9 protein-coding genes are annotated in these 12,275 nt (G+C 62.3%); all 9 read left to right on the top strand.

Annotated features, from left to right (window positions below):
• Positions 1–216 precede the first annotated feature (216 nt).
• The 9 genes from AC19YS_RS29410 (at position 217) to AC19YS_RS29370 (ending at position 12,223) form a co-directional block, all read left to right on the top strand.
• Positions 217–498 carry a peptidylprolyl isomerase gene (locus tag AC19YS_RS29410; RefSeq protein ID WP_010210937.1) on the top strand — a complete coding sequence of 94 codons (282 nt, stop codon included), beginning with the start codon at positions 217–219 and terminating at the stop codon, positions 496–498.
• Positions 499–628: 130 nt separating this feature from the next.
• Positions 629–2,491 carry an extracellular solute-binding protein gene (locus AC19YS_RS29405; protein ID WP_119735356.1) on the top strand — a complete coding sequence of 621 codons (1,863 nt, stop codon included), beginning with the start codon at positions 629–631 and terminating at the stop codon, positions 2,489–2,491.
• A complete protein-coding gene (locus AC19YS_RS29400) occupies positions 2,491–3,549 on the top strand; it encodes a microcin C ABC transporter permease YejB (RefSeq protein ID WP_106580113.1) in 1,059 nt (352 codons plus the stop codon). The genes AC19YS_RS29405 and AC19YS_RS29400 overlap by 1 nt, the downstream gene beginning before the upstream one ends.
• Entirely contained in the window at positions 3,549–4,571 is a 1,023-nt protein-coding gene (locus AC19YS_RS29395; RefSeq protein WP_500603268.1) for an ABC transporter permease, read from the top strand. Before AC19YS_RS29400 ends, AC19YS_RS29395 begins: the two co-directional genes overlap by 1 nt.
• 10 nt (positions 4,572–4,581) lie before the next feature.
• The gene (locus AC19YS_RS29390) at positions 4,582–6,153 is read left to right on the top strand and encodes an ABC transporter ATP-binding protein (RefSeq protein ID WP_119735358.1); all 1,572 of its coding nucleotides are present in this window, start codon (positions 4,582–4,584) and stop codon (positions 6,151–6,153) included.
• 147 nt (positions 6,154–6,300) lie between these two features.
• A complete protein-coding gene (locus AC19YS_RS29385) occupies positions 6,301–7,707 on the top strand; it encodes a sigma-54 interaction domain-containing protein (protein ID WP_500603267.1) in 1,407 nt (468 codons plus the stop codon).
• Positions 7,708–7,995: 288 nt separating this feature from the next.
• The gene (locus AC19YS_RS29380; protein WP_124417141.1) at positions 7,996–9,387 is read left to right on the top strand and encodes a GntP family permease; all 1,392 of its coding nucleotides are present in this window, start codon (positions 7,996–7,998) and stop codon (positions 9,385–9,387) included.
• A 7-nt stretch (positions 9,388–9,394) separates the two neighbouring features.
• The gene (locus AC19YS_RS29375; protein ID WP_106580118.1) at positions 9,395–10,168 is read left to right on the top strand and encodes a 3-hydroxybutyrate dehydrogenase; all 774 of its coding nucleotides are present in this window, start codon (positions 9,395–9,397) and stop codon (positions 10,166–10,168) included.
• Positions 10,169–10,267: 99 nt separating this feature from the next.
• Complete coding sequence (locus AC19YS_RS29370; protein ID WP_500603266.1) at positions 10,268–12,223, top strand: acetoacetate--CoA ligase; 1,956 nt, start codon at positions 10,268–10,270, stop codon at positions 12,221–12,223.
• The last annotated feature ends 52 nt before the right edge of the window (positions 12,224–12,275 follow it).

The following is a 12,275-nucleotide window of genomic DNA, read 5'->3' as shown; positions in this document are numbered from 1 at the left end:
CACACCGAGCCTAAGCGAGGTGCCGAGTGGTGGGGCAAAGACCTTTTGGTTACTTTTGGGGCGTTTGCCAAAAGTGACCCGCTGTAAGAGCGGAACCCTAAGTGGCCGTTACCGCAGCAACGGATATACCCCCCACCCAAACCCAACGGAACTTTGCCAACAAATAACCGCCTGAATCCGGTACGCTCACCCTTTTTATTCAAGGAGTTATTCCCCATGGCCAAAGCCACCGCCCGTCACATCCTCGTGTCCACTGAAGACAAGTGCAACGAACTCAAAGCCCAGATCGAAGGCGGCGCCGATTTCGCAGAAATCGCCAAAGCCAACTCCAGCTGCCCGTCCAGCCGCGACGGCGGCAACCTCGGTTCGTTCGGCCCAGGCCAGATGGTCAAAGAATTCGACACCGTCGTCTTCAGCGCCCCGGTCAACACCGTGCAAGGCCCGGTCAAGACCCAGTTCGGCTACCACCTGCTGGAAGTCACCAGCCGCCAGGACTGATCCAGTCTGTGCTGATGCTATAAACAACGGCCCGCCTTTTGGTGGGCCGTTGTGCATGTGATGACTGGCAAGGCTTAAGCCGATAACGTACACATCTCTATTCTTCTTCACCCGGCGCTCAAGGCTGACAATGCGATTGGCTTTTTCCATAAAATTCTGCAGCTCCGCCCTGGCCCTGCTGCTGGCCAGCACCGCTGTGATCGCGGCCCCGCAGACCTACCTCACGGTCTACGGCGAACCGGCCAAGTACCCCGCCGGCTTCACCCATTTCGACTACGCCAACCCCAACGCCCCCAAAGGCGGCAGCCTGCGGCGCTCGGCCATCGAGATCGGGCGTTTTGACCATGTGCTGCCGTACATCGACAAAGGCATCGGCGTCTCTCAGGTCGACGGCTGGCTCTACGCCCCGTTGGCCCAGCGCTCCCTGGATGAGCCCTACACCGTCTACGGCCTGGTCGCCGAGAAGATGGAGCGCGCCGACGACGGCCTGTCCCTGCGCTTCTACCTGAACCCCAAGGCGCGCTTCGCCGACGGCAAGCCGATCACCGCCGAAGACGTGCGCTACAGCTTCGACCTGCTGATGACCCAGGGCAGCCTGCGCTTTCGCACCCTGTTCGCCGACGTCAAGCACGTCGAAGTCGAAAACGAGCGCCAGGTGCGCTTCGATTTTTCCAGCAATGAAAACCGCACCCTGCCGCTGGATATCGCCACCCTGCCGGTGTTTCCCGAGCACTGGTGGAAAACCCGCGACTTCGCCAACGGCGGCGGCTACGAAGCCCCGCTCGGCAGCGGCCCGTATAAAGTCAGCAAGATCGACTCCGGCAGCACCATCACCTTCACCCGCGACCCGGACTGGTGGGGCAAGGACTTGCCCGTCAGCCGTGGCCTGTACAACTTCGATCACCTGAGCCTGGAGTACTTCGGCGATACCGAAGTGGCCCGTCAGGTGCTGCGCGGCGGTGCCTACGATTTCAACCGTGAGTTCTCCGCCACCGGCTATTCCATCGGCTACAACGGCCCGGCGCTGGACGACGGCCGCCTGCAACGTGCGCACCTGGCCAAAGAGATGCCGCAACCGGCCCAGGGCTATGTGTTCAACGTGCAAAAGCCGATGTTCAAGGACCGCCGCGTGCGCCAGGCCCTGGCGATGCTGTGGGATTTTGAATGGGCCAACCGGCAGATGATGCGCAACCTGTACATTCGCCAGCAGAGCTATTTTTCCAACAGCCCGCTGGCCGCCAGCCAGCTGCCAACCCAGGAAGAACTGGCCATTCTTGAACCGCTGCGCGACCAAGTGCCCGCTGAGGTGTTCACCCAGGTGTTCAAGGCGCCGGTCACCGACGGCAGCGGCATGATTCGCGACAAACAGTTGCAAGCCCTGGCACTGCTGGAAGCGGCGGGCTGGAAACCCAAGGGTGACAAGCTGGTCAACGCCGACGGCGAGCCGCTGGAGTTCACTTTCCTCAATGCCCAGCCCGGCCTGGAACGCCTGCTGTTGCCGTACAAGCGCAACCTGGCACAGATCGGCATCACCCTGAATATCCGCCGCATTGACTCCTCGCAGTATGTGAACCGCATGATGGCCCGTGATTACGACATGATCGTCGTGGGCTTCCCGGTCACCACCTCGCCGGGCCTGGAGCTGTACAACTACTTCGGCTCGCAGGCGGCCTACGACCCCGGCGCCAATAACTACATGGTGCTCAAAGACCCGGCCGTCGACACGCTGATCAGCGGCCTGGTCAAGGCCACCACCCAGGCGCAGATGCTCACCTACGCCCATGCCCTGGACCGTGTGCTGCAATGGAATTACCTGTGGATTCCCAACTATTACCCGCCCGGCACCTCGGCCGCGTGGTGGAACCGCTTCGGCCGGCCGGCGATCGAGGCCAAGAACGACGAAGCCCTGGAAACCTGGTGGGAAATCAGCCCCACGCCACTGACCAATGAACAAATGAACGCCGAGTTGAAAAAACGTGGAGGGGCCCGCTGATGTTTGCCTATATCGTGCGGCGCCTGCTGCTGATCATTCCGACGCTGGTGATCATCCTGCTGGTCAACTTCGTCATCGTGCAGGCCGCACCCGGCGGCCCGGTTGAACAGGCCATCGCGCACTTGCAAGGGATTGGCGGCGGCGGCATCGGCGGCGGTTCCGGCGAAAGTATCAGCGGCTCCCGCGCCAGCCGCGGCCTGGACCCGAAACTGATCAAGGATATCGAAAAACAATACGGCTTCGACAAGCCCGCCCCGGAACGCCTGTGGCTGATGCTCAAGAATTATGCGCAGCTGGACTTCGGCAACAGCTTCTTTCGCGGCTCGACGGTGATCGACCTGATCCTGGAAAAGATGCCGGTGACAATTTCCCTCGGCCTGTGGGCCACGTTGATCACCTACCTGGTGTCGATCCCCTTGGGAATTCGCAAGGCGGTGCGCCACGGCAGCAGTTTTGACGTGTGGAGCAGCACCGCCATCGTCATCGGTTACGCAATGCCGGCGTTCCTGTTTGCGATGTTCCTGATTGTGGTGTTCGCCGGCGGTACGTCGCTGAACTGGTTCCCGGTGCGCGGGCTGGTCTCGGAGAATTTCGAAGAGCTGAGCACCGTGGGCAAGATTGCCGACTACTTCTGGCACCTGGTGCTGCCGGTCACCGCGCTGGTGATCGGCGGGTTCGCCACGCTGACCATCCTGACCAAAAACTCTTTCCTGAATGAAATTACCCGCCAATACGTGGTCACTGCGCGCGCCAAGGGTTTAAGCGAACGGCGCGTGCTGTATGGCCACGTATTTCGCAACGCCATGCTGCTGGTGATCTCGGGGATTCCCCAGGCGTTCATCAGCGTGTTCTTCGCCGGCTCCCTGCTCATCGAGGTGATTTTCTCCCTCGACGGCCTGGGCCGCATGAGCTATGAAGCCGCCGTGTCCCGTGACTACCCGGTGGTGTTCGGCTCGCTGTTTATCTTCACCCTGTTTGGCCTCTTGATAAAACTCATCGGTGACCTCTGCTACACCCTGGTGGACCCGCGTATCGACTTCGCCGCGAGGAACGCCTGATGCTTGATTTGTCTCCGGTGGCGCGTCGGCGTTTCGAGCGCTTCAAGAAAAACCGTCGTGGCTGGTGGTCGCTGTGGCTGTTTATCGGCCTGTTTATCCTGACCCTGGGCGGCGAGCTGATCGCCAACGACAAGCCCTTGGTGCTCAGTTTCAAAAACGAGCTGTATTTCCCGGTGTTCAAGCGTTACACCGAGCAGCAGTTCGGCGGGCAACTGCCGTTCCAGGCCGACTACCGCAGTGACTACGTGCAAAAGCTGATCAAGCAGAACGGCGGCTGGATGCTGTTCCCGCCGATCCCGTTCAGCGATGACACGCCCAATTACGAACTGAGCCGCCCTGCCCCCAGCCCGCCCTCGGCGGTGAACTGGCTGGGCACCGATGATCAGTCGCGCGATGTGCTGGCGCGGGTGATCTTTGGCGCGCGCGTGTCGATCCTGTTCGCGTTGGCGCTCACCGCCATCAGCGCCGCCATCGGCATTGCCGCCGGCGCTTTGCAGGGTTATTACGGCGGCTGGGTGGACTTGCTGGGCCAGCGCGTCCTGGAAGTCTGGTCCGGGCTGCCGGTGCTGTACCTGCTGATCATCCTGTCAGGGTTCGTGGAGCCGAATTTCTGGTGGCTGCTGGGGATCATGGCGCTGTTTTCCTGGCTGGCACTGGTGGACGTCGTGCGCGCCGAGTTCCTGCGCGGGCGCAATCTGGAATACGTCAAGGCCGCACGCGCCCTGGGCCTGGGCGATGGCAAAATCATTCGCCGGCATATCCTGCCCAATGCCATGACCGCCACCTTGAGCTACCTGCCGTTTATTTTGACCGGGGCGATTTCCACCTTGAGCGCCCTGGATTTCCTCGGGTTCGGCATGCCGGCAGGCAGCGCGTCGCTGGGCGAACTGATCGCCCAGGGCAAGCAGAACCTGCAGGCGCCCTGGCTGGGCCTGACGGCGTTCTTCACCTTGGCGCTGATCCTGTCGTTGCTGGTCTTTATCGGCGAGGCATTGCGTGATGCCTTCGACCCCCGCTCATGAGTGACTGCCTATGAACCTCATTGAAATCCGCGACCTCAGTGTCGCCTTCAGCGGCCAGACCGTGGTGCGCAACCTGTGCCTGGACGTGCGCCAGGGCGAATGCCTGGCGCTGGTCGGCGAGTCGGGCTCGGGCAAGTCGGTGACGGCCCATTCGATCCTGCAACTGCTGCCCGAAGCCGGTACGCACACCACGGGCTCGGTGAAGTATCGCGGCCAGGAGCTGATCGGCGCGTCGGCGGCGACCCTGCAAAAGCTGCGCGGCAACCGCATTGCGATGATCTTCCAGGAGCCGATGACCTCGCTCAACCCGCTGCACAGCATTGAAAAACAGATCGGCGAAACCCTGCTGCTGCACAAGGGCCTGGGGGGCAAGGCGGCGCAGGCGCGCATCCTTGAATTGCTTGAGCTGGTGGGTATCCAAAAGCCCAAGGAGCGCCTCAAGGCCTATCCGCATCAGCTCTCCGGCGGCCAGCGCCAGCGCGTCATGATCGCCATGGCCCTGGCGTGTGAGCCGGAACTGTTGATCGCCGATGAACCGACCACCGCGCTGGACGTGACCGTGCAGCGCAAGATCCTGCTGCTGCTCAAATCCTTGCAACAACGCCTGGGCATGTCGCTGCTGCTGATCAGCCATGACCTTAACCTGGTGCGCAGCATTGCCCAGCGCGTGTGCGTGATGCGCGCCGGTGAGATTGTCGAGCAGGCCGACTGCCAGACGCTGTTCAACGCACCGCAACACCCTTACAGCCGCCTGTTGCTGGATGCCGAACCTGCCGGCGATGCGCTGTGCAGTGATGAGCGTGAAACGGTGCTGCAGGTCGATGACCTGACGGTGCAGTTCCCCCTCAGCGGCGGGCTGTTTCGGCGCAAGACCTACCTGCGCGCAGTGGACGGCATCAGCCTCAGCGTGCAGCGCGGCAAGACCCTGGGAATTGTCGGCGAGTCGGGTTCGGGTAAATCGACCCTGGGCCAGGCGATCCTGCGTCTGCTCGACTCCACCGGCAGCATCCGCTTCCAGGGTGAAGCGCTCGACCCGCTGAATAATCAGCAAATGCGCCCGTGGCGCAAGCAGATGCAGGTGGTGTTCCAGGACCCTTACGGCAGCCTCAGCCCACGTATGTCGGTGGAGCAGATCATCAGCGAAGGCCTGGAAGTGCACGCGCCGTGCAGCTTGGCCGAGCGCGATGCGCAAGTGGTGCAGGTGCTCAAGGACGTGGGCCTCGACCCCGCCAGCCGCCACCGCTACCCCCACGAATTTTCCGGTGGCCAGCGCCAACGCATCGCCATCGCCCGTGCGCTGGTGCTCAAGCCGGCACTGATGCTGCTGGACGAACCGACCTCGGCGCTGGACCGCACAGTGCAAAAGCAGGTGGTGGCGTTGCTGCGTGAGTTGCAGGAGAAATACGGTCTGACCTACCTGTTTATCAGCCATGACCTGGCCGTGGTGCGCGCCATGGCCCATGACATGATTGTGGTCAAGGACGGCAAGGTGGTGGAACGTGGCGCGAGCCATAGCGTGTTCGAATCGCCGCAGCATCCGTACACCAAAGAACTGCTGGCGGCGGCGCACATCCCCTTGTAGGAGCACGCTCTCCCCTGTGGGAGCGGGCTTGCTCGCGAAGGCGGCGTGTCAGGCAATACCTGCGGCACTGCTACAGCGCTTTTTTGCGAGCAAGCCCGCTCCCACAGCATTGCGACTCCACCCTCCATTTGTGTTGACGGCATAAATATGAACATCAGCGACAGCCTCAAGGACTACCAACAGGTTCGCGGCCTGGCCATCCAGTCGCTGTTCGAAATCATCGAGCAGTCCAGCGAAGGCACGGTGATTGTCGATCGCGACGCCAATATCGTGTGGATGAACGAGCGTTACGCCAAGCGCTTCGGCCTCAAAAGCGCCGACGAAGCCATCGGCCAACCGTGCGAGCAGGTGATCTCCAATAGCCTGCTCCGCCAGGTGGTGCGCAACGACCAGCCGATTTTGCTGGATATCCAGGACACGCCCAAAGGCCCGCTGGTGGTGATGCGCCTGCCCATCCACGATGACGCTGGCGCGGTGATCGGCGCGATTGGCTTTGCGCTGTTCGACGAGTTGCGCAACCTTTCGCCACTGATCGAGCGCTACCTGAGCATGCAGCAGGAGCTGGCGTCCACCCGCTCGCTGCTGCGCTCGCGGCAGAGCAAATACAACTTCGCGCATTTTATCGGCACCAGCGCGGCCAGCCTGGACGTCAAACGCCGGGCGCGGCGCAGTGCGAATGCGCAGTCGCCGGTGTTGCTGCTGGGTGAAACCGGTACCGGCAAAGAATTGCTGGCCCAGGCGATTCACGGCGCCTCGCCGCGTGCACACAAAGCTTTTGTCAGCATCAACAGCGCGGCGATTCCCGCGGATCTGCTTGAAGCCGAATTCTTCGGCACTGCGCCGGGGGCCTTTACCGGCGCCGACCGCAAAGGCCGTCCCGGCAAACTGCAGATTGCCCAGGGCGGCACGCTGTTTCTCGACGAGATCGGCGACATGCCCCTGCCGCTGCAAAGCAAACTGCTGCGGGTGTTGCAGGAAAAGGAATACGAGCCGGTAGGTTCCAACGAAATGCTGCACAGCGATGTGCGGGTGATTGCGGCCACGTCCATGGACCTGGAAGCGGCAATCAAGCGTGGCGAGTTTCGCGCGGATTTGTATTACCGGCTGAATGTGCTGCCGATCCAGGTGCCGCCGTTGCGCGAACGCCTGGATGACATTCCGGCGTTGAGCGAGGCGATTCTGGAGGAGCTGCGCAGCCAGCATGAACTGAACCGCGAGGCCCTGGCGTTGCTGGCGCAGCATGCGTGGCCGGGGAATATCCGCGAGCTGCGCAATGTGCTGGAGCGCGCAGCGTTGTTGAGTGATGACTTGGTGCTGGATGCCAACGAGATTCGCGCCGCGATTGGCACGTTCAGCCCGGTGGCGCGTGGCGCCGTAGCAACCGTCGAGGGCGAGACGTTTGCGGCGGCGCGCGAGCGGTTTGATCGGCAGGTGATTGAGGCAGCGTTGGCGGCGTGTGAAGGCAACGTCGTGGAGGCAGCCCAGCGGTTGGGCCTGGGCAGGTCGACGCTGTACAAAAAGATGGTGGCGCTCGGCATTGCCCAGTCTCAATAAAGAGACTCGATTCTCACTATAAAGACAATCGGATGTGGGAGCGGGCTTGCTCGCGAAGGCGGTGGTTCTGCAACTCATGCGCCGACTGATACGCCGCTTTCGCGAGCAAGCCCGCTCCCACATTGGGTGTTCACTTGTCTCTAAATAGAGATTAATTTCAGAATTACCGATCACAAATCAAAAAATATACTTATATTTCAACGAGTTAATAAACTGGCACACATCTAGCTATAGCCCCTCTCCAACGCCTCACCCCACAAAAATAACAATTCGATCTGGAGACACACCATGAGTGTGATCATTGCCCTGGCAGCCCTTGCGCTGCTGATGCTGGCTGCCTACCGTGGCTACAGCGTGATCCTGTTTGCCCCCATCGCCGCCCTCGGCGCCGTACTGCTCACCGACCCGTCCGCCGTCGCCCCTGCGTTTACCGGGGTGTTCATGGAGAAAATGGTCGGTTTCATCAAACTGTATTTCCCGGTGTTCCTGCTCGGCGCGGTGTTCGGCAAGCTGATCGAGCTGTCGGGCTTTTCGCGTTCGATTGTGGCCGCCGCCATCGGTTTGCTCGGCACGCGCCAGGCGATGCTGGTGATTGTGCTGGTCTGCGCCCTGCTCACCTACGGTGGCGTGTCGCTGTTTGTGGTGGTGTTTGCGGTGTACCCGTTTGCGGCAGAGATGTTTCGCCAGAGCAATATTCCCAAGCGCCTGATTCCGGCGACCATCGCCCTCGGCGCGTTTTCGTTCACCATGGACGCCCTGCCGGGTACGCCGCAAATCCAGAACATCATCCCCAGCACCTTCTTCAACACCACCGCCTGGGCCGCGCCGTGGCTGGGCCTGATCGGCACGGTGTTCGTGTTCTGCACCGGCATGCTCTACCTGGCGCGCCAGCGCAACAAGGCACAGCGTGCCGGCGAAGGCTATGGCACCGAGCTGCGCAACGAGCCGGAAACCGCGGACAACCTGGCGCTGCCCAACCCATGGATCGCGCTGTCGCCGCTGCTGCTGGTGGGCGTGATGAACTTGCTGTTCACCCACTGGATTCCGCAGTGGTACGGCAAGACCCACAGCCTCAGCCTGCCGGGCATGAGCGCGCCGGTGACCACCGAGATCGCCAAGCTCACCGCGATCTGGGCCGTGCAGGCGGCGTTGCTGGTGGGCATCGTCATGGTGCTGGTGTTCGGCTGGTCGGCGATCAAAAGCAAGCTCGCCGAAGGCAGCAAAAGCGCGGTCAGCGGCGCGCTGCTGGCGGCGATGAACACCGCGTCGGAATACGGTTTTGGCGCGGTGATCGCCTCGCTGCCGGGCTTTCTGGTGCTGGCGGACTGGCTCAAGGGCATCCCCAACCCGCTGGTCAACGAGGCGATCACCGTAACCCTGCTGGCCGGCATCACCGGTTCTGCGTCGGGCGGCATGAGCATCGCCCTGGCAGCGATGTCCGAGAGCTTTATTTCGGCGGCCCATGCGGCCAATATCCCCCTTGAAGTGCTGCACCGGGTCGCGGCCATGGCCAGCGGCGGCATGGACACCCTGCCCCACAACGGCGCGGTGATCACGCTGCTGGCGGTGACCGGGCTGACGCACCGCGAAGCCTACAAAGACATTTTCGGCATCACGATTATCAAGACCCTTGCGGTGTTCGTGGTGATCGGTACTTTCTACGCCACCGGCATTGTGTGAGGTTTTCATGACGACATTGAACGGCAAGACCGCCCTGGTTACCGGCTCCACCAGCGGCATCGGTTTGGGCATCGCGCTGAGCCTGGCAGAGGCCGGCGCCAACCTGATCCTCAACGGCTTCGGCGACGCCAGCGCGGTGATCGCCCAGGTACAGGCATTGGGCGGCAAGGTCGGCCATCACCCGGCGGACGTCAGCGACCCGGCGCAGATCGCCGACATGATCGCCTACGCCGAGCGCGAGTTCGGCGGCGTCGACATTCTGGTCAACAACGCCGGCATTCAGCATGTGTCGGCGGTGGAGGACTTCCCGGCCGAGCGTTGGGACTCGATTATCGCGATCAACCTGTCGTCGGTGTTCCACAGCACCCGCTTGAGCTTGCCGGGCATGAAAGCCAAGGGTTGGGGGCGCATCGTCAACATTGCCTCGGTGCATGGCCTGGTCGGCTCGGTGGGCAAGGCGGCCTATGTGGCGGCCAAGCACGGCGTGATCGGCCTGACCAAGGTGGTGGGCCTGGAGACCGCCACCAGCAACGTCACCTGCAACGCCATCTGCCCAGGCTGGGTGCTGACGCCGTTGGTGCAACAGCAGATTGATGACCGCGCAGCCAAAGGCGTGGACCCGCAGCAGGCGCAGCACGACTTGCTCGCGGAAAAACAGCCATCGCTGGCGTTTGTGACGCCGCCGCAGCTGGGTGAGTTGGTGCTGTTTTTGTGCAGTGAGGCGGGTGCGCAGGTGCGCGGTGCCGCGTGGAACATCGACGGCGGCTGGCTGGCCCAATAAAAACAGACACTGAGATCGAATTTGGGCGCAGGCAAGCCTGCCCCCACAGTTTCGACCTGTGTTGGCTGCAAGATTTGTACAAGAACAAGAGACTTCTTCATGTCCGACATCCTCTGGCAACCCTCCCCCGAGCGCATCCGCAACACGCGGATGGACCAGTTCCGGCGCTTCATCAACCAACGCCACAGCCTGCAGCTGGCCGACTACTCCGCCCTGCACCAGTGGAGCATCGACCAGCGTCCCGACTTCTGGCAGGCCATCGTCGCGTTCTTCGACGTGCAGTTTCGCAGCCCGCCCACCGCGACGCTGATCGAAAGCACTCAGATGCCCAGCGCCCAGTGGTTTCCCGGCGCCACCCTGAACTTTGCCGAACACCTGCTGCGCCGCCGCGACGATCACCCGGCGGTGGTCGCGATCAGCGAGGATGGCCAGCGCGAACAACTGACCTACGCCGAAGTGGCCGAACACGTCGCCGGCCTGCAACACAGCCTGCGCGCGGCCGGTGTCGGCGTGGGCGACCGCGTCGCCGCGTGCATGCCCAACACCTGGCAAACCCTGGTGGGCATGCTCGCCACCACCAGCCTAGGCGCGATCTGGTCATGCTCATCGCCGGACTTCGGCACCCAAGGCGTGATCGACCGTTTTGGTCAGATCGAACCCAAGGTGTTGATCACCTGCGCGGGGTATCGCTACGCCGGCAAGGGCATCGACCAAACGGCCAAACTGAATGAAATCCTCGCGCGCCTGCCGTCTCTCGAACAATTGATTATCGTGCCTTACGCGCGGCCTCAAGCGCGCGTCGCGGACTATCAGACCCAGGCCAGGGTGGCGCTGTGGGATGACTTCTACACCCCCGGCGGCGAGCCTGATTTTGTCGCGGTGCCGTTCGATCACCCGCTGTACATCCTTTATTCCAGCGGCACCACCGGCGTGCCCAAATGCATCATCCACGGCACCGGCGGTGTGCTGCTCACCCACCTCAAGGAACACGGCCTGCACGCCGACCTGTCGCGCGAAGATTGCCTGTTCTACTACACCACCTGCGGCTGGATGATGTGGAATTGGCTGGTGTCGGTGCTGGCCCTCGGTGCCACGGCGGTGCTGTACGACGGCTCACCGTTTCACCCCGGACCGGAACGCTTGATCGACCTGATCGACGCCGAGAAAATCAGCGTGTTCGGCACCAGCCCCAAATTCCTCGCCACCCTGGAAAAAGCCGGCGTGCAGCCGCGCTTGAGCCATTCGCTGAACAGCCTCAAAGGCCTGATCTCGACGGGCTCGCCGCTCTCGCCGCAGAGCTACGACTACGTGTACCGCCAGATCAAGCGGGAGCTGTGCCTGTCGTCGATGTCCGGCGGCACCGATATCGTCTCCTGCTTTGTGATCGGCAACCCGGTGCTGCCGGTACGTCGCGGGCAGATGCAGTGCAAGAGCCTGGCGATGGCCATCGAAGTATGGAACGAGCAGGGCAAAGCGGTGATCGGCGAAAAAGGCGAACTGGTGTGCACCCGGCACTTTCCGGCCATGCCGATTGGCCTGTGGAACGACCCGCAGCAGCACAAACTGCGCGCCTCGTACTTCAGCCAGTTTCCCGGCGTGTGGGCCCAGGGCGACTACGCCGAGCAATGCCCGACTGGCAGCTGGCTGATTCACGGCCGCTCCGACGCGGTGCTCAACCCCGGTGGCGTGCGCATCGGCACGGCGGAGATTTATCGCCAGGTGGAAAAAGTCCCGCAGGTGCTGGAAAGCCTGGCCATCGGCCAACGCTGGCAGGATGACGTGCGCGTGGTGCTGTTCGTGCGCCTTACAGACGGTATCGAGCTGGATCAGGCCCTGGAGCAGCAGATTCGCCAGGTGATTCGCGCCAACACCACGCCGCGCCACGTGCCGGCGAAGATCCTCGCCGTCACCGATATTCCACGCACCATCAGCGGCAAGATTGTCGAGTTGGCGGTGCGCAATGTGGTGCACGGAGAGCCGGTGAAGAACACCGACGCCCTGGCGAATCCGCAAGCGCTGGAGCAGTTTCGCCAGCGCCCTGAGCTGGCCGAATGATGAAAGGTTTCAGCGCAAAAGCACTCAATTGAAGACAAAGTCCCAATGCATG

The sequence above is a fragment of the Pseudomonas sp. MF08831 genome (genome assembly GCF_059862645.1).
This window is presented reverse-complemented; position numbering and strand designations above follow the sequence as displayed.

Bases quoted from the DNA above. Each gene is read 5' to 3' on its own strand.
- AC19YS_RS29410 (WP_010210937.1), top strand. From the start codon at position 217: ATGGCCAAAGCCACCGCCCGTCACATCCTCGTGTCCACTGAAGACAAG.
- AC19YS_RS29405 (WP_119735356.1), top strand. From the start codon at position 629: ATGCGATTGGCTTTTTCCATAAAATTCTGCAGCTCCGCCCTGGCCCTG.
- AC19YS_RS29400 (WP_106580113.1), top strand. From the start codon at position 2,491: ATGTTTGCCTATATCGTGCGGCGCCTGCTGCTGATCATTCCGACGCTG.
- AC19YS_RS29395 (WP_500603268.1), top strand. From the start codon at position 3,549: ATGCTTGATTTGTCTCCGGTGGCGCGTCGGCGTTTCGAGCGCTTCAAG.
- AC19YS_RS29390 (WP_119735358.1), top strand. From the start codon at position 4,582: ATGAACCTCATTGAAATCCGCGACCTCAGTGTCGCCTTCAGCGGCCAG.
- AC19YS_RS29385 (WP_500603267.1), top strand. From the start codon at position 6,301: ATGAACATCAGCGACAGCCTCAAGGACTACCAACAGGTTCGCGGCCTG.
- AC19YS_RS29380 (WP_124417141.1), top strand. From the start codon at position 7,996: ATGAGTGTGATCATTGCCCTGGCAGCCCTTGCGCTGCTGATGCTGGCT.
- AC19YS_RS29375 (WP_106580118.1), top strand. From the start codon at position 9,395: ATGACGACATTGAACGGCAAGACCGCCCTGGTTACCGGCTCCACCAGC.
- AC19YS_RS29370 (WP_500603266.1), top strand. From the start codon at position 10,268: ATGTCCGACATCCTCTGGCAACCCTCCCCCGAGCGCATCCGCAACACG.